The following is an 18,431-nucleotide window of genomic DNA, read 5'->3' on the forward strand; positions in this document are numbered from 1 at the left end:
CTTGCGGTATGAAGTTTTTACTGGATGGCCTTGTTAAGGCGGGTAAATTAAAAAACGATGGTTGGGGAGAGATTCAGAGCATACATCATCATTTTTTAATAGACAAGCAGAGTCCGAGGGTTGAGGTAATACTGTACGAAAATATACGAAGTTAGCTAAATACAAACCCACAGCAGGGCGCTAACTACATACGGATAGTTTTATAGTCAGCGAGATTAGAGGCGCTCTGTGGGGGTTATATGGAGGGTATCACATGAAAACAATCCAAACATTTCTGTCTGCTGTTGCAGTGTTTATCGTATTAGCGGTGATTACAATAGCTTTATCAGAACTGGCTAAGGTTGAGATAGTATTTACGGGGATGATTGTCACAATGGCGGTTACGAGTTTTTATATGGCTTATGAGGTGGTGAATAAATAATGGAATATTCAATAACGATAATTATATCAGTTGGCTTAGTTTATGCACTAGGGATAATAGGTATGGTCGGATTAATATGCCAAGTGTGGATATGGATGATTGATAAGGTAACGTCTTTAATAGGTGTGAAAAGTGCGATAATCAAATTTATCCTTAGCAATAGAAACACAAAAGAAGCCAAAGCCAATCGCAGGGCATAAGGGGTAACATATGGCGTATGAAGTGATTAATAAATAGCATCGGGGGAGGTTAATACATGCAAGCAATTAAACCGACAAAGTTAGCATTTAAAAAAGTAGAAGCAGAATGGTATGACTATCACCATACATTGAAAGAAATTGCTAAATTGAGAGAAGAAATCATGAATCCTTTTGATGAGGATCCGGACGACCCGACAATTGTAAAAGGTGCTAACTCGGTACGAATGCCAGGAGATCCAACAAGAAGGATGGCGACTAGGCTGACAACAAGCAAGCAATTAACTTATTTAAACGAGATTGTAGATGCTATTGAGAATGTTTATAATGCCTTGCCTGATGATTATAAGAAATTGGTAAGGGTTAGGTATTGGGGCAACAAAAACCTTAACTGGAACGCAATTGCTAATGAATTACATGTTAATAGAACAACGGCTTTAAGATGGAGAGATGAAATAATACAAGCAACTATTGAATTGTTGGGGTGGAGATGATGGAGGAATTAAGTGCTGCGATTAAACGGTTAAGAGAAGAAACAGGGATACGAAAAAGCGAATTAGCTAGAAGGTCGGGGTTAACAAGAGCATATATAACGGATATAGAATTAGGGAAAAAGAAAAAACTGTCATTAGAAAGCGCAGGAAAAATTTCTGAAGGATTAGGATTAACTAAAATAGAGTTTCTTCAGGAAATAGGCTATCTGGATAAAGCGCAACTATAATGCGACTTTTAAGCTAGCAAAATGATTTATTATGGTAGTATAGGAAAAAATATCATAGAACAATTAGCAAAAAACAAATATCATAGCGCCATCCTAAGCATGATGTAAAAAGGCTTGTTTATTATGCATTCCTGTAAGACTTATAGATAGGCCATACAGTATATCATTGGTAAGTGGCGTGTGTTGTCATCCTACTATAAGCAGGGTGTTATAGGGAAACTTGCATATTTGATTTTGGAAATGAGCCTTCTTTGTCACATTGAGTGATAAACTCCTAAAAAGTGGCAGGGATGAGCAATTGGGGCAAGATAATAACGGAGTGGTTACCGTTATTTGCTCATCTACCATGTTGTAGATAGAGCCAGCCGGGCATCGTAAAACGATAACTGGCTTTTTGGAATCGAGGGTTTCACGGTCGGACGTAGTGGCGGAATAGGTAGACGCTAAATAAACGCGGCCCTAGTTCCAGACGGCGTAGTTGTATGTTGGAACATAGTAATGGTGCATATAACATGTAAGGTGCAAATCCTTACCTACGTCATAGCAAGGCATCTAGCATAAGCTGGGTGTCTTTTTATTTGGGCAGGAGTTTTTGGGTAGATTTTCGCACAGGTGGGGGGACGGAATATGAAAAATGTGTTTTACAAACTTCATATAGTTCAATTCAAAAATTTTTTAAAACTCTTGTTCGGGAAAAGGCGAATAGTTGGCAGATATTATAATTTATACAAGAATGGGTATTTGGACGGATGGCACTTAAGGCTATTGATTAAATTTAAATATTTATAAACAATATAACGAACAATCCAAAATGCATATTGCATAAACTTTCCAGATCGATCATAATTAAGTTAAAAACTTAGGGGTTGATCGGGTTGAGGAAGGTGGCATTTTCTTCAGTTATTTTATGTTTAGTGGTTGTGTTGGCTATTCTTTTATTTGGAACAAAAAAGCCAATGCAGCGCGAAGGTATCGATAAGCAATTGGCCGAGGACTCTTTGGAGGTAGCGCGGATCATCTATAAATGGAACAATGAGTTGAACATACCTTACGATGAACTGAATAGCACTACCAAGGATATCATAGACGATTACGATTACAAGAATTATTACGGTGACAACGAAGAACCGAGCGATGAAGAAAGAGAGATAGTTGAAACTACTTACATGATGATAGTTTCCTATGACTTGAACGGAAGAGAAATAAGCGGAGAGACACGGTACAACGATAACGATATAGCAGAATCCAAGGAAAGAATAGAAGAACTAACAAAGGATGTTGTCAATGAGTAGATATACTAAATGCGAATCATGCGACACTCTAATACAGCCTAACCAGATTAACATATATGATAAGACAGTCAAGCCAGGCATACAGGCTAGGTTATGGGAATGCCCGAGTTGTAATCATAAACAACTGATCATGGTATCAGATAAGACAGCCAGACGTATGATGCAGGATAACAGAAAGGATAGAGAGAAGATCAGCGGCATTAATAAGCAATCTGCGCTGCTTAGAAAGAATAACAAGTTAACACAAACCAAAGCGCAAACATTTTTAATGCAAGTCGAGAAGATACAGCGACAGATTGATAAACGAACCGAACAATTAGATACACGGGTAAGGAGTCTTACCAATGAATATCAAGAAGCGCTGTAGCAAAGTCGGATGCAATGAACTGATACCGACAAGCAAAACATATTGTAAGAAACATACCAATCATAATTACAAACGATACGAGAAGATACGAACATCAACCGAAGAGGGAAGAACATATAAACGGTTCTATGATACGAAAGAGTGGAAGTCATTACGCTATCAAGGTTTCTTGCGTGATGGCTTTTGTTGTGTTAAGTGTGGACGTGAAGCAGAGATTGCAGATCACATCATACCAACTAAGGTTAGATGGGATTTGCGGCTGGATATAAACAATGTCCAAAGTCTATGCTTTGAATGTCACAACAAAAAGACGAACGAGGATAAGAACAGATATTCTATTTGACCCCCCGTTCAAAATTACCCTTAGATATTCTGATAATTATAGGACGGTGCGGAGTTTTCTCTTTGAAAAATGCGATTTTGAAAGTCAAAAATGGTCAAAATGGGAATAAATGGTGAAATGAGGTGGTGAAAGTATGAGAGGAAAGCCTACACGCGGGTTTTATTCGGAAGATGAACTAAAAAAGCATAAAAAAGGTAAAGGATATGTGGCTAAAAAGTTAGCCGAACAGGAAACATTAAAAGAACATGAACAATTACAGGCCGACCGCATACCTAGCCACCTTTGTTATTACGGTAAAAAAGAATGGAAACGAATTATACCATTGTTGAAGCAATTACCTATCGCGGAATTGGATAGAGAGTTGATTGAAACTTATTGTATGCTGCATGGTTCCAGAAGAAGGTTAGAAAAAGATATTCAGAAACATGGGGAAACTTATAAAAACTACGATGAAGATGGTAATTTAACTGGAATTAAGAAAAACCCATCTTATGATTTATTATTATCGACTGTAAAAGAATTGCGGATGATTGCTAACCAATTAGGCATGACGATGAATAGTAGGTTACAATTAGCGGTACCAGACGATGATAAAGAAGAAGATGAGATATTGAAGTTGCTTAAAGGGTAAGGCACTCGCCAATGTGGGTGTCTATTTTTATGGGGAGGTGCACCAGTGCAATTAAAACATTTTAATTATATAACTGTCCTGTTAATCATCTTACAGGTAACAGAAGTTATCGATATTAGTTGGTGGTTTGTATTTACACCTACACTAATATTTTTTGTGTTGAGTTACATTGTACTCTATATTTATTTTTATGCAGATAAGAAGTTAGAAGGAAAATGAATTAAAAAAACAAATTATTTTGCTAAGGCGTCCACGTTGCGGGTGTCTTTTTATTATGGGGAAAAGGTCGTGAAAAAAACAATGAAAATAATCGTAAATAGCTTAAATAGAGAAATAACAAAAATGTACGGTGATAATAAAACAATGGAAATACTACCGACAAACAACATAAGCGTAAATTTCACGATTGCTGTAAATGGATAATTTATAGACTCAAATATCGATATTGAAAACGGTGGAGATATTTCCTTCGATGAAGCGGAACGGATGATAAAGGAAAAACTAATCAGCGAATGATAGGGAGGATGATGAAAGATGTTATTGATCGCAAAAGTTAAAGGTACGCACAACGTTGAAACAATTAAAAGGATTAGAGAAAACCTAAAACAGCAAATAAACGAGGGTCTTGTCGTTATTGATGATATGGTAGAAATTTTAGAAACGGAATCCGATTACAGCTTTGCAGAAGAAAACCCTTGGAAGGATAAATAAACCATGTTCAACGATCCAGGCACCCAATACGCAAGAAGGGTTGTCAATGGCGATATTATAGCCGGGAAAAAAGTCATTAAGGCCTGTAAACGGCATCTGAATGATTTGGAAAAAGAAAACTTTGATTATGTTTATCTCCCAGAACGCGCCGAAATTGCAGTAAAGTTTATGGAGATACTACCGGATATATCGACCGGAAAGCCTGTTAAACTGGCTCAATTTCAAAAATTTATTGTTTATTCATTGTTTGGGTGGTATAGAAAAGATAATAATGATCTAAGACGATTTAATAAAGCGTTAATTTCAATGGCCCGGAAAAATGGTAAGTCAGCTTTAATATCTGGTATTGCTATTTTCGAATTTCTAGCTGGTAAACACCCCATACAGAATAGGCAAATATACTGTACGGCGCAATCAAGGGAGCAAGCATCCATCGTGTTTAATATGGTGGTGCAGCGATTAGATGGATTATTAGCGCAATCCGAGCAAATACGTAATTCAGTTCGTAAGGTACGCAACGAGATTAACCACAATCCTTCATACAGTGTATTAAAGCCGTTGTCAAAGGAAACAGGTGGTATTAACGGTTTTGCCCCCACGTTGTCTATATTGGACGAATACGGGGCGAGTAAAGACAACAGTATGATGGAAGTATTGGAATCCGGTGTTATACTGCAGCCAAACGCTTTGACGTTGATCATATCAACAGCTTATTTTGACTTAAACAGTCCGATGTACACAGAAGAATACATCCATGGTGAAAAAATACTCAACGAAAAGATAGTCGATGATAACTATTTTGTCCTGGTATATGAACAGGATGACGAAGATGAAATATACGATCAAGGCCTATGGATTAAAAGCAACCCTTTAATTGAAGTGGAGTCAATTAAAGAGACGCTAATTCGTAATTTAAAAAGAAAATTGAATGAAGCGGTAGAAAAAAATAGTTTATTAGGAACGATCGTCAAAAACTTCAACATGTGGAAGCAAGGTGCGGAAAATTCATTCCTACCGGATAAAGAATGGCGGGCATGCGAAACGGATCCGATCAACATTTATGGCCGAGATGCTTTTCTAGGTCTTGACTTATCCCGTATTGGCGACTTGACAGCACTTTATTTTATTTATCCGCTAGAAAATCAAAAGTTTTATGTAGATGGTCATTCGTTTGTAGCAACTGTGGAAGGATTAGAAGCTAAGTCTAAGCGGGATAAAATTGATTATCAAATGTTAATCTCTAAAGGATATGCTACACAAACAAATTTACAAAGCGGCTTTATTAATGTGGATCAAGTTATCGAATATGCCGCACATATGATTATAAATTACAACTTAAATGTACAAGCATTTTGCTATGATAGCTGGCATATTGCAAACTTTTTAAGTGAGTGGGAAAAAAGATACTCCGACTTGGATATCCCATTTATTGAAGTGCCGCAGAATTATAAATATCTGTCTGAACCGATTAAACAGTTTAGGCTTGGAGTTTATGAGCGTAAGATACTGCATAGCAATAACCCGTTACTGAACATAGCGGTCAATAACGCTATTATGAAGTACGATAATAACGCAAATATCATGTTGGACAAGCAAAAGAATAGGGAAAAAATTGACCCAATTGTTGCTACGATAACAGCATTCGCAGAAGCAAAAGACTATGAATATCAAGGGATGGACATTAAACAAATTGAAGCTTATATATTGAGTGATGATTTTGGTTTTTGAGGGTGGTGAACAAATGAATAACAAGCTAAGTGAACTTATTCAATTGATAGGTTCTTTTTTTATGTCCAATTATATCGGAATCGTTCTTTTAATTGGCCTAGGGATAATCGTGTATGGATTTTATCGCATCGGAACGACAACAGGAACCTTTGCATTAGGTGCATCATTTATCCTTATCTCTCTCATCTTTGTGAGGGAAGGGAGGTGACTAGATGGGAACGTTTTTTAATCGAACAGAAACGCGCGAATATACCGAAGAGGAAGCGGAAGTCCTTATCAGTATGCTCCCAGGATTTAGCGGAACCGGCACAAGCTTCACATCCGCAAAAGCAATTGAAAACAGCGACGTGTTTACCATCGTTAATTTATTGGCTAGTGACGTTGCTTCATTGGATATTGATATGGTCAAGAATGACGTTGCAACACCAGATAGCCTAACGAATTTGTTGAACGTTGCACCAAATGGATTATATTCCGGTGGCACACTTAAATTTATCATTACAGCCAATGCGCTATTAAACGGTGAATCGTTTTGCGAGATTATCAGAAATCCTAAGGGTAAAGTCATCGCCCTCTATCATCTTAGTAACTCACAGGTGGCAATTAAACAGGATGCAACAACAAATTTTAGGCTTGTATATGATGTTAACGACTTAAAAGGAAACATACGCAGATTGCAAACAACGGACATCCTTCATTTTAAATTTTTCACAATTGACGGAATCCGCGGCGTAAGTCCTTTAAATTCGCTTAAAGATGATCTTTCAATGCAGAAAGACAGCAAACGTTTCTTGGCTAACTTTTTCAAAAATGATACCCAAACCGGCGGAATTTTAAAAATGAAGGCTGGTAAGTTATCAAAAGAAGCTAGGGATAAGATCAGGGATGAATGGCAAAAATCCAATGCTGGTGTGGATAAAGCGCATAAGGTACTAGTAATTGATGAAACATTCGAATATGAACCTATTGAAATCGATACAGAAATATTGAAGTTGATCAATGCCAGCACATTTTCAACCGAAACAATCGGTAAAGTATACCGTATCCCGCGGCATAAATTGGGACTAGAAACGTCCAATATGTCACTTGCGCAAGCTAATTTAGACTATCTTACGTCAACTCTTAACAGTTATTTGAAGGTTATTACCAACGAACTAAATTTTAAACTGACCGCTAACACAGGTAGTGTATTTAAGTTTGATACGGCGCCATTTAAAACAACCGATGTGGAAACTCATAACAAGATAGTAATAGAAAAATTCGATAAAGGTCTTATCAGCCTTGATGAAGCTAGAAAGAGTTTAGGAGATAAGCCTAGGGGTGATGAGAACGGCCGTAAACATTTTATCAGTCTCAATTACACCACACTCGATCAGTTAGAGGAGTATCAAATGGCTAAAGCCAAATCGAAAGGGGGTGGCTCAGATGGACAAGACTGAAACGCGGGAACTCATGACGGATAAGATCGAAATTCGTGAGGATGAAGATGGTAATAGAACATTAACCGGCTACGCGGTCAAATGGGAGAAAAAATCACATGTTTTAGGGTATTATTACAAATTCCGCGAACAATTCAAAAAAGGTGCATTTGCTGACTCTCTCAATGATGGGGATCAGCGTTTTTTATGGTCACATGATACAGGGAAAGTGTTAGGCCGCACAAAAAACGGTACTTTACGTTTAAAAGAGGATGATTTAGGTTTGCGATTTGAACTCGACTTACCTAAAACCACGCTTGGTAATGATACCTATGAATCTATAAAAAGGGGTGATGTGGATGGGGTGAGTTTTGGCTTCAGGGATACCGACGATCATGTAGAAGAACCAGAAGATGATCTGCCCCTGCGTACTATAAAAAAAGCCAAACTCATTGAAGTATCGGCTGTTGCATTTCCCGCATATCCAGATAGCGAAGTTAGTGCTAGAGGATATGACAGGATGAAGGAATATAGTGAGGAACTAAAGGCTTACAAGGAAGAACAAGCAGCAAAAATAAAAACACTATTGGAAATTTAGGAGGAATAGAACACATGAACAGATTACAAGAAATTGAAGCAAGGCTAGCAGAAATCCGCGAAATGCTAGATAACGATGAAAAACGCGGGGATGCAAAGTTTTCCGATTTGGAAAAAGAAGTGCGCGATTTGAAAGAAGAAAAAGAAGAAATTGAAGCACGTGAACGTATGATGGATGAACAAAATGGTGATGAAGGCCAAGGACAAGGCGAAGATGAAGCGCGCAGCTTTGCAGGACAAGCCCATCAACCAGGGCAAACAATGATACAACCAAACAATGAACAGCGTGAAGCGTTTCAAAAATATCTTGAAACCCGAGAAATTGACGGTGGAGCACTTAAAACAGATTCTGGTTTCGTGGTTGTCCCAGAACAAATTGTAACGGAAATCATGAAATTGAAAGAAAAAGAATTCAATCTTGATCAATATGTAACAGTGAAATCTGTGGGTTACGGCAGTGGTAAATATCCTGTTGTACGTCAATCCGAAGTTGCGGCATTGCCAGAAGTTGCTGAACTAGAAGAAAACCCTAAACTTGCTGTTAAGCCATTTTACAATCTTGGATATGACATCAAGACATACCGTGGCTATTTTCTAGTATCTCGTGAAGCAATCGAGGATGCAGCAGTTAATGTATTGTCTGAATTAATGACATGGATGGCTCGTACAATTGCATCTACTCGTAATGCAGCTATTGTTAAGGCGATTAAGTCCGGTACCCCAGGAGAAGAGGGAAAAAAGCTTAAACTAGCAACGATAACAGCAGAAGGAATTGACGGAATAAAAGATGCCATCAATCTTAACTTGAAGCCAAACTACGAGCATAACGTTGCAATCGTATCTCAAACAGCTTTTGCAGAACTTGATAAGCTGAAGGACAATCAAGGGAATTATCTATTGCAAAGCGATGTAAAAGAACCAACACAAAAACGGTTACTTGGTGCGGCGGTAGTAGTGTTGCCGGATGAAATGTTAGGGGAAAAATCGGATAAAACTATCATCATCGGTAACTTAAAAGATGCGATTGTACTGTTCGACCGCAGCCAGTATCAAGCGGCTTGGACAAACTACATGCAATATGGTGAATCTTTAATGGTTGCTGTACGTCAAGATGTCCGTATCCTTGATGAAAAATCAGCAATCATTATTAATTTTGGGAAAGAAGAAGAAGAAGTAACACCCTAATGAGCCCGTAAATTTAAAGGCTAGTGGTACAACCGATAAGCAAACAACGCTTACTTGGGACTAGCCTTTAAACAGGGCTATTAAAAAAGGAAGGAGATTATAAATGGCTTTAACTTACAACGTATATAGAGATGACGAAAAAATAGCCAGTGATTTAGAGGAAAAAACTTATAAAGACACTGGTTTAAAGGCTAACACTGAATATAAGTATCAAGTTTCTGCTGAAAACGAACACGGTGAAAGCGAGTTGTCTGAGCCGTTGATTGTTAAGACGAAAGCAACGACCACAACAACGACAAGCACTACCAGTACTACGACAACAACTAGTACGACAACGGAGCCGACTACTACGACAACAACGACTGAGAAGCCGACTACTACGACTACGACAACGGAGCCGACGACGACAACAACCACGACTGAGGCGGACGGCGGGGATGAATAATGAAATACATCCTTTGCCAACCTGCTACGAATCGTTTTAAGTGGGAACTAGATGTATGCTTAACTAATTTAAAATCACACGGAATAAAAAACATCGTTCTACTGTTTCAGAAGTGGGACGATGACATTCCAGTTTATTTTGAAAACAAATACGGAGTAGAAACTCATGTTTACGAGGACTTACGAAATGACAAATCATATATACCAAGTATTAAACCCTATTTATGGTGGCAGTACCTGACGGGAGACCCATCGAGAGAAAAGGGAAAATACTTTTATATGGATTCAGACGTTATTTTTCGTGAGAAGTTAGATTTCCGAAAGCTACCCGTTAAAGATGACGTTTGGTATTGCAGCGACTGTAACGGATATTTAAACCTTGATTATATTCGGCAATGCAAAAATGGAGAGACCGTTCTTCAAGAGATGGCTAGTATCGTTGGGGTTACAGTCGAATCACTAGAAACAATTAACAGTAATTCTGGAGGCGCTCAATGGCTTATTAAAAATCCATCTGTTGCATATTGGAAAAAGGTCTATGAGGATTCCAATAAGCTATTTCACTATTTCAAAGACCTTGATTCCAACATTCAGAAATGGACAGCCGAGATGTGGGCACAGTTGTGGAATATGATGCACTTCAACATTGGCCCAAAAATATCCAGTGAATTAGAATTCTGTTGGGCTACTGACCCGATAGAACGTTGGCATGAAACAAAAATCATGCACAACGCAGGAGTTACAGATGATGATAAAGATTTATTTTTTAAAGGTAAATACGTTGATATATCTCCTTTTGAAGATGATCTGTCATTTGTTAGCAAAGATAAAGTATCAAGCAAATATGTAGAAGCCATCGAGAAGGTGATTAATCATGGCTATTAATTTAGAAAAAATTAAAGGACATTTAAGAATCCCGCACGATTTAGAGGACGAAGAAATAAAGGATTACATGGACTTTGCGAAACATGATGTAATAGAGGCGGTGTTTGACAGTAGAGACCCAAATCTTGACAAAGATTCTTTAGAAGAAGATCCTGCTTTTCAAAAAGCGGTTATCATGCTTACTGCCTATTATTATGAAAATCGATTAACAATATCGGAAATTAGCCAAAACGAAGGGCCTTTTTCGGTAACACATGCCATTCAAACACTACGGGCGCACAGGGATAGATACTTATGAAGCTGAATAATATGCGATTTAATTTTTCAAAGCTTAATCAGCCAATCGGTATATACGAGGTAAAGTCTGTAACAGAAAATGGCATACCGCAAAAACCGAAACCGGTGCTATATTTAGAGTGTTTTGCACATGTCGAGACTGTTAGCCTTAAAGATTATGAAACAAGCATACAGACTGGCACACAACACAATATAAAGGTGTTTATCCGTAACTATCCCGGCATCACTAACAAAATGACAATAAAAGACACTGTCAACAGCCAATCTTACAATATTAAACAAGTTTTGTACGATTACCGACAAAGTGGGTTTACTGTGCTTATTGCAGAGGACGTGAGCAGATCATGACAGTAAAAATAGAAGGCTTACGGGAGTTAATATCCAATCTGTCCAAAAAGGAAGAAGATATTAAACGGGCAGCAAGGGCTGGTAATTTGGCAGGTGGAAAAGTGGTACTTGAAGAATTAAAACGCAATGTACCGCGAAGCGGATATAGCGGCCCTAACCCACAAGCTAGATTATCTGACAGTGTTGTTATGAGTGGAAATCGAACCGATGGAGCAACCGGTGAAAGTTATGTTGCTGTGGGGTTTAGCAAAGCAGCCAATTTCCGAGCCCACATTCCCGAGTTCGGATCAATATCTCAAGCACCGCAAGGTTACATGACAAAAACCGTACAAGCAACCGAAGGCCAGGTACAAAAAGAAATGGCCGATGCAATTAAGAAGGTGTTACGATGAATGATTTGATTAAGGGGCTAGATTTATACGAAATTGATTCATTGGACATTACGTATCAGTTATTGTTAAATGATGCAGAGTTAATGTCACTTGTGGGGGATGAAAGCAAAGTTTTTAAATACTTTATCCCAGAAGAAAATCGAGGCCAACCGCCGATAATCAGAATTAGCCCAATATCAGAACTTCCTACGGAATACGCTGACAACGAACAGCTTGCTTGGGATTGCATTGTCCAAATTGACGTGTGGGATAGTTCAAATGCAAGAAAAATAGCGTTACAGATTAATAAGCTCATGAAAACCATTAACTTTAAACAAAGCACACCGATTTATGAATTTGACGAGGAAACATACCTAATACGCGATGGCAGGCGCTACCGCGGAAAAATAGTAGCAGATTTAAAGACTTACTAATGTGGGTCTTTTTTTAATGCAATAAATTATAAAGGAGAATGAAAATGGCTGAACCAAAAAAGAAAAATTTAAGCGCAACAGTTGGTATTGACAAGTTGCATTATGCAATTTTGCAGAGTGATACAGAGGAAGCTGTCACTTACGACGAAAAAGTACGACTTCCTTTCGTGCAAACAATCAATATCGAAACAGAACAAGAAATCGCGAAAGCTTATGGTGATAATAAGGTTGCGGAAATGGCTGTATCTACAGGTGTATCAACTGTAGAATTCCAGTTCCATGCTTTGCCACTTGAAGATCGGGTTGCATTATTAGGTCTGGAAAACGATGGTGAATTAGTTATACAAAAATCACAGGTGAACCCGCCTTATGTTGCGGTTGTACTTGAAAAGACAAAAGGCGATGGATCTGCTGAACTTGTGGGATTGACAAAAGGCATGTTCACATTGCCGCCAACGGAAGCACAGACCAAAGAGGATTCTTTGGAATTCGGTAATGACACAATTAGTGGTGAATTTTCGGGCCGTATATATGACGATGTCGCTCAAGTATTCGCTCATGTAGACGAGGATGATGAGGAAAAACGCCAAGCATTTATGGATAAGGTATTTAATCCAACCGGGGAGACTACACCCTAACAAGCCCGTAAATGTAAAGGCCAATACTACCGATACAACAGCAACCTTATCGTGGGACTAGCCTTTGCACAGGGCTGACTATAAAAAAAGAGGCGGGTTATCCTGCCTTTTTAATTTTGGGAGGAAAGCAAATGAAACATTACGATGAAAAAACCAAAACTATCACTCTGGTAACTGGCGTGAACGGTCAGGAATTAGAAACAAAAGAATATTTATATCCTATTTTCGTAAAAGGCATTTTTACAAAAAAAGCCATCGATCTTGGTGCTGAATTAGAAGAAAACGAGTTTATTGTTCACTCTGATTTATTCGATCGATTAACTACTTTTATTACGGAATTATACGGAAAACAATTCACAACAAAAGAATTGACCGAAGGTATTGACGCCGGAAATATTGTTGAAATCTATGTCGCTATTTTGATGGGCACGTTACAGGGTGATGGAAAAAACGAATAGACGGCGAAGAACAACTCAATCAAGAGGATTTTAGTTTTATCAAACAAAAAGAGTGGATTGACGAGCTCTTTGCCGATTTATTACAAAGACATACATTAACCGAAATTTATGAAATGGACGTATTGGAATTATTAAGACTTTTAAACAGAAAAAACAACAAGAAAAAAGAATCGCGCAAGACTGATTCTCTCTTTGCTGCATTTGGAAAATAGGCAAAGAAGGGAGGTTAACTTATGGCAATCGGTGGCGCACCAGTCGGGAATATGGTCATCAAGGTTGATTTAGATAGCACTGGTGTAGAAAAATCCATGACGGGATTGCAACGGCAATTAAAGTCATCTAATAAAGCAATGGGCGCTCAATTATCAGCTTTTGATCGTGGAGAAAAATCATCACGAAAATATGGCGTAATGATCGAAGGCTTAACTAACAGGCATCGCATTCAGGCACGGATGGTTGAGGAAGCACGTAAAAAATACGAACGCATGTCTAGTGAATACGGCGAAAACACTGTCAAGGCACAAAAAGCATCACAAGAATTAAACGAGCAGATTGCCAAATACCAAGAAACCGGCAGAGAGCTAGACAATGTTACCGCTGAATTTAAAGAATTTCAACGTGTCCAAGAGATTCAAAACAAAGGCTGGTACAAAGTCGCTGATGGAATGGACAAGTATGGTGGCAAATTAAAAGCTGCAGGTACAGCGATGGATAACACTGGCAAAAACCTAACACGTAACGTTACTTTGCCGCTAGGCATCGCAGGCGGCGTTGCTATCAAAACTGGAATGGATTTTGAAGCCGGGATGTCTAAAGTCGGAGCGGTTTCCGGTGCTAGTGCTAACGAAATGCAGAAATTAGAAGCTAAAGCGCGCGAGATGGGATCGAGCACAGTATTTAGTGCAAAAGAAGCTAGTGATGCATTTTACTATATGTCCTTAGCTGGTTGGGATGCCGCGGATATGATGGATGGTATTTCGGGAGTTATGGATTTGGCGGCGGCATCTGGTGAAGACTTGGCAAGTGTATCTGACATTGTAACAGACGGATTAACAGCATTCGGGGAATCAGCTAAAGAAAGTAGTCGTATGGCGGATATATTAGCTGCCACATCGTCAAACGCGAACACGGATGTCAGAGGACTCGGGAATGCATTTAAATACGTTGCACCAGTTGCCGGCGCGCTTGGATACACGATGGAAGATACATCAAAGGCAATCGGTTTAATGGCAAACGCCGGGATAAAAGGCGAAAAAGCCGGTACAGCGTTACGTACTATGATGACAAACTTGTCTAAACCGACCAAAGCAATGCAAAAAGCAATGGATAAGTATAATATTTCCTTGACTGATTCAAGCGGTGAAATGAAATCATTTGATGATGTGATGAAAGATTTACGTATAAATCTTGGGAAATTGGACAAGAAACAGCAAGCTTCGGCAGCGGCGACCATATTCGGAAAAGAAGCCATGTCTGGTGCACTTGCGGTTATTAATGCATCGGAATCAGATTACGAAGATCTAACCAAAGCAATCGAAGGATCTGAAGGTGCCGCGGGCGAAATGGCTGATACAATGCAAGATAACCTAGCTGGAAGCTTGAAAGAACTAAAATCTAAGCTGGAAGATTTGTTTATTACGACATACAAGAATTTAAGGCCAGCTTTGGAGTCTATCATTGATAAAGCCAAAGACTTAACCGATTGGTTTGCTAAGTTAAGTCCTAAAGCGCAAGAAAACATTGTCAAATTCGGATTATTAGCAGCAACAGCCGGCCCTGTATTAAGTATCATGGGCAAACTGTCGTTCGGCATTGGTGGCGTTATGCAAGCAACCGGAGCATTAACAAAAAGAATTGGCGTAGGTAAAAAAGGTCTAGTTGGTGCAATGGTCGGGGGATTAACCAAAGGCGGTGTTGCCGGACTCGCTATTGCAGGAGTTGCTGCTTTGAGCGCGGGCGTTTATAAACTTGTTAAGAAATCAAAAGAAGCCGAAGAGGTTAATTTAGATGTCGCAAAATCCCTAAGTGATCAATCAATAGATTTAGAAAAAAGCGCAGAAACATTTGATAAGTTATCAGGCAAGGCAAAAATTAGTAATGAACAACTAGCCGAATTAAACGATTTGAATATCCGTATTTCCAAATCAAGCAATCCCGGTGAAATTGATCAGTTGCAGAAAAAATATGATGCACTTGCTAAAAAATCTGGGTTGTCTAAGGATGAGTTGAAAAGGCTATTCGATGCAAATAAAGATATTATCGAACAAACACCTGATGTCAAGAAGAATGTATCCGAACAAGGAAATGCTTTTGCTGAAAACACAGATGCAGTACATGATTATATTGACTCTTTGCGCGAAGCTTCTTTGATTGAATTAGAATCAGAAAGGCAAAAGTCGTTAGCAGAGGAAAAACGGATTCAGAAAGAAATTACAGAGGAAAAGAAGAAACAAAACGGCTTAGATCAACAACTAAAAATGTACACCGATGCACAAAAGATGAGTCAAGATGAAATCAAAAGTCGGCTTAAAGAAATTAGCGAGTTAACAGAAAATAAAAGCTTAAATCAAGCCGAACAAGCCAGACTTCTTTATGAAGAAAGTGTATTGAATGACGTTCTGAACGGTGACTATGTTGAAATGGTTGACAACCTTCAAAAGAAAAAGGAAAAGAGCCGCGAATCCGTTCAAAATTCTGAGGAAGAACTAGAAAAAATCAATGCCTTAAATAGTCAAATGGCTAACCTTGTCTTAAAACAAGCCGGCATCAACGCGGAAGGCGCAAAAGGATTAGCACAACTGGATAGTTCCATTGCAAAGAATGACCAGGAATTACAAAAACTTGAGGAGAAGCGCCAAAAAAATGGCGAATTAACCCAAAAAGAACAAGAGCGATATGACAAACTTACCCAAACCAACGAAAAGCAACGCCAAGCCAGAGATTACCTATTTGAAGAACTGGGAATTTACAAAGATATTAATTCTCTTGCACAGGCAAAGCTGGAAAAAACATCCCAAGAAACGCAGAAAAAAATAGCTAATCTAGCCAAAACGTCAGAAATCAAAGTTGAAGAGGGTAACATCGTCAAGCAAATTCAAAATAAAAATCAAGAATTGCTTGAAGAGCGCGCCAACCTTGAAGCAAACCGCAAGAAACAAGGAGCCAACAAACAGGAAATTGATAAGCAGATCGCGGGCATTGATCAAAAAATATTGCTTAATGATGGCGTCCTCGAGCAAATTCTTAAAGAACTCGGAGTTTGGGATCAGGTAAAAGACGAAATCCATAGAGGTTCTGATGCTATCAAAGGTCAAGGCTCTCAAATCGACAAAAATAATCAGAAATCTTCTAAAGGCGTAGACATAGAAGAGGAACGTACCAAAGAAGCTAAAAAGGATGTAACTAAAGAAGTAACAGTGACTGACAACGGAACCATTACCGCTATTGATATAGCAGCTAAAGCAGGAATGATTAAGCCTGTAAAAGCCACCGACAAAGGCACGATCAATGATCTTGAAGAAAAAGCAAAAAATCCTGTACAAAAGGTAGTCGAATTCGTTGCCAGCGGTTTTAAATGGTGGGCTAAGGGCACACCGCCAAGCGGACACCCAGGCGGTATGGCTGTTGTGGGTGACGGCGGCGGACGTGAGTTAATCCGCACGCCAAGTGGTGCAACATTTTTGTCGCCGGACACGGATACAATGTTGAATTTGCCGCGCGGAACTCATGTTATCCCGCATAAGGAGACGGAACGATTATTAAAATCGGCTCGACATTATGCTGGCGGTACTAGTGACTGGAAGGGTTTATTCGACTATGATAATGTCCGGAATAACGAGTTTATGAAGTTGTTGGCGTTGACGAGCAAGGATAGTAAGACAAAAGTTAGGATGTCCGGACAGAATGGCGGCAATGATGAAATGAAAGAAATGATGAGTCTCATAAAAGAGTTTATTAGTAAAGCAAGCGAAATAAAGGAAATACATCAACAAATCACAATCAACAGTCCAGAACCAACATCACCGGCAGAAAACGCACGAAAAATGAAACAAGCCAGCCGTCAACTAGCAATGGAATGGAGGTGATAGATTGAGACGATTAACATACGAAAATAGTAGAGGTGAGATCATCCAGTTTTATCTATCACCTCTAGTAATAGAATCACTTACCGGAATCGGTGAAGTGGATGCAGAAGTACAAAGCCAACGGGCGCCATACCAAGATGGAGATACGTATATCGATACGATTCTACAGCCTAGATTTATAGATTTAGAAGGAAGTATAACAAAAACGGATTTACAGGAGATCAAACGGTACCGCAAACATATATTGCGGGTTTGCAATCCAAAATTAGGCTTAGGCAAGATCACACTTGAATTAGATGGGGATATTAAAGAGATACGCGGCTCACTTGATGGGGCGCCTGTTTTTCCAGAACGCGGGCAAAACGTTTGGCAGAAATTTATGGTGTCGTGGAAATGTCCGAGCCCCTACTGGCGCGACCCGCAGGAGGTAAGTCGGGCATTACACGCTTATCAACCTACTTTTAAATATCCGGTTAAATATCCGGCTATGTATGGGTTTAGTGGTGATTCTACTATTTTAGAAAATGATGGAGATGTAGACACACCGGTTACCATCGATGTCCAAGGACCGGTCACCAATCCACAAATTAAAAATTTAACTACGGGTGAATTTATAAAGATAAATCGCTCCTTGTCGGCTGATGAGATATTGCACATTGATACAAATACTCAAAATAAACGTGTGGAGATATATCGAAATGGAAGTGTATTAGAAAAAGCCTGGGGATATGTGGATGATGATTCCACTTTTCTAATGCTTATTCCAGGAAACAACGAAATTGAGTACTTGGCTGATTCCGGGGGAGTCAACGGGATTGTGGCCATTGGTTGGCATAACCGATATGCCGGTATATAGGGAG

At 39.0% G+C, this 18,431-nt stretch carries 22 protein-coding genes; all 22 read left to right on the forward strand.

Annotated elements, in window-relative coordinates:
- Positions 1–253: 253 nt before the first annotated feature.
- Positions 254–421, forward strand: coding sequence for a hypothetical protein (locus IEX12_RS18890; protein WP_188725671.1), 168 nt, complete (start codon positions 254–256; stop codon positions 419–421).
- A gap of 256 nt (positions 422–677) precedes the next feature.
- A complete protein-coding gene (locus IEX12_RS18895) occupies positions 678–1,112 on the forward strand; it encodes a DUF722 domain-containing protein (protein WP_188725672.1) in 435 nt (144 codons plus the stop codon).
- Complete coding sequence (locus IEX12_RS18900) at positions 1,112–1,339, forward strand: helix-turn-helix domain-containing protein (RefSeq protein ID WP_188725673.1); 228 nt, start codon at positions 1,112–1,114, stop codon at positions 1,337–1,339. Before IEX12_RS18895 ends, IEX12_RS18900 begins: the two co-directional genes overlap by 1 nt.
- A gap of 875 nt (positions 1,340–2,214) precedes the next feature.
- Positions 2,215–2,631 (forward strand): hypothetical protein, encoded by a 417-nt coding sequence (locus IEX12_RS18905; protein WP_188725674.1) that lies wholly within the window; start codon positions 2,215–2,217, stop codon positions 2,629–2,631.
- A gap of 344 nt (positions 2,632–2,975) precedes the next feature.
- Positions 2,976–3,341, forward strand: a complete 366-nt coding sequence (locus tag IEX12_RS18910; protein WP_188725675.1) for an HNH endonuclease — start codon at positions 2,976–2,978, stop codon at positions 3,339–3,341.
- Positions 3,342–3,474: 133 nt separating this feature from the next.
- On the forward strand, positions 3,475–3,972 hold the full coding sequence (locus IEX12_RS18915) for a phage terminase small subunit P27 family (RefSeq protein WP_188725676.1): 498 nt from the start codon (positions 3,475–3,477) through the stop codon (positions 3,970–3,972).
- A 534-nt stretch (positions 3,973–4,506) separates the two neighbouring features.
- The gene (locus IEX12_RS18920) at positions 4,507–4,683 is read left to right on the forward strand and encodes a hypothetical protein (protein WP_188725677.1); all 177 of its coding nucleotides are present in this window, start codon (positions 4,507–4,509) and stop codon (positions 4,681–4,683) included.
- Positions 4,684–4,686: 3 nt separating this feature from the next.
- Positions 4,687–6,411, forward strand: coding sequence for a terminase large subunit (locus tag IEX12_RS18925; RefSeq protein ID WP_188725678.1), 1,725 nt, complete (start codon positions 4,687–4,689; stop codon positions 6,409–6,411).
- Between the two features lie 13 nt (positions 6,412–6,424).
- Entirely contained in the window at positions 6,425–6,619 is a 195-nt protein-coding gene (locus IEX12_RS18930) for a hypothetical protein (protein WP_188725679.1), read from the forward strand.
- A 4-nt stretch (positions 6,620–6,623) separates the two neighbouring features.
- Positions 6,624–7,850, forward strand: coding sequence for a phage portal protein (locus tag IEX12_RS18935; RefSeq protein WP_188725680.1), 1,227 nt, complete (start codon positions 6,624–6,626; stop codon positions 7,848–7,850).
- Complete coding sequence (locus tag IEX12_RS18940; protein WP_188725681.1) at positions 7,837–8,427, forward strand: HK97 family phage prohead protease; 591 nt, start codon at positions 7,837–7,839, stop codon at positions 8,425–8,427. Before IEX12_RS18935 ends, IEX12_RS18940 begins: the two co-directional genes overlap by 14 nt.
- 14 nt (positions 8,428–8,441) lie before the next feature.
- Positions 8,442–9,611 (forward strand): phage major capsid protein, encoded by a 1,170-nt coding sequence (locus tag IEX12_RS18945; protein WP_188725682.1) that lies wholly within the window; start codon positions 8,442–8,444, stop codon positions 9,609–9,611.
- A gap of 103 nt (positions 9,612–9,714) precedes the next feature.
- Positions 9,715–10,056 carry a fibronectin type III domain-containing protein gene (locus tag IEX12_RS18950; protein ID WP_188725683.1) on the forward strand — a complete coding sequence of 114 codons (342 nt, stop codon included), beginning with the start codon at positions 9,715–9,717 and terminating at the stop codon, positions 10,054–10,056.
- Positions 10,056–10,940 (forward strand): hypothetical protein, encoded by an 885-nt coding sequence (locus tag IEX12_RS18955; RefSeq protein ID WP_188725684.1) that lies wholly within the window; start codon positions 10,056–10,058, stop codon positions 10,938–10,940. The genes IEX12_RS18950 and IEX12_RS18955 overlap by 1 nt, the downstream gene beginning before the upstream one ends.
- A complete protein-coding gene (locus tag IEX12_RS18960) occupies positions 10,930–11,238 on the forward strand; it encodes a head-tail connector protein (RefSeq protein WP_188725685.1) in 309 nt (102 codons plus the stop codon). The genes IEX12_RS18955 and IEX12_RS18960 overlap by 11 nt, the downstream gene beginning before the upstream one ends.
- A complete protein-coding gene (locus tag IEX12_RS18965) occupies positions 11,235–11,585 on the forward strand; it encodes a phage head closure protein (protein ID WP_188725686.1) in 351 nt (116 codons plus the stop codon). The genes IEX12_RS18960 and IEX12_RS18965 overlap by 4 nt, the downstream gene beginning before the upstream one ends.
- Positions 11,582–11,977, forward strand: a complete 396-nt coding sequence (locus tag IEX12_RS18970; RefSeq protein ID WP_188725687.1) for an HK97-gp10 family putative phage morphogenesis protein — start codon at positions 11,582–11,584, stop codon at positions 11,975–11,977. Before IEX12_RS18965 ends, IEX12_RS18970 begins: the two co-directional genes overlap by 4 nt.
- A complete protein-coding gene (gene gp17 / locus IEX12_RS18975) occupies positions 11,974–12,390 on the forward strand; it encodes a tail completion protein gp17 (protein ID WP_188725688.1) in 417 nt (138 codons plus the stop codon). Before IEX12_RS18970 ends, gp17 begins: the two co-directional genes overlap by 4 nt.
- A 44-nt stretch (positions 12,391–12,434) precedes the next feature.
- Positions 12,435–13,028, forward strand: a complete 594-nt coding sequence (locus IEX12_RS18980) for a major tail protein (protein ID WP_188725689.1) — start codon at positions 12,435–12,437, stop codon at positions 13,026–13,028.
- Between the two features lie 131 nt (positions 13,029–13,159).
- On the forward strand, positions 13,160–13,486 hold the full coding sequence (gene gpG, locus IEX12_RS18985) for a phage tail assembly chaperone G (protein WP_188725690.1): 327 nt from the start codon (positions 13,160–13,162) through the stop codon (positions 13,484–13,486).
- A 263-nt stretch (positions 13,487–13,749) separates the two neighbouring features.
- Positions 13,750–17,571: a phage tail tape measure protein gene (locus IEX12_RS18990; RefSeq protein WP_188725691.1), complete on the forward strand. Its 3,822-nt coding sequence runs from the start codon at positions 13,750–13,752 to the stop codon at positions 17,569–17,571.
- Positions 17,572–17,575: 4 nt separating this feature from the next.
- Positions 17,576–18,427, forward strand: coding sequence for a phage distal tail protein (locus IEX12_RS18995; protein ID WP_188725692.1), 852 nt, complete (start codon positions 17,576–17,578; stop codon positions 18,425–18,427).
- Positions 18,428–18,431: the final 4 nt, after the last annotated feature.

Origin of the sequence: Lentibacillus populi (genome assembly GCA_014642895.1) — a bacterium.
Taxonomy (GTDB): Bacteria; Bacillota; Bacilli; order Bacillales; family Amphibacillaceae; genus Lentibacillus_C; species Lentibacillus_C populi.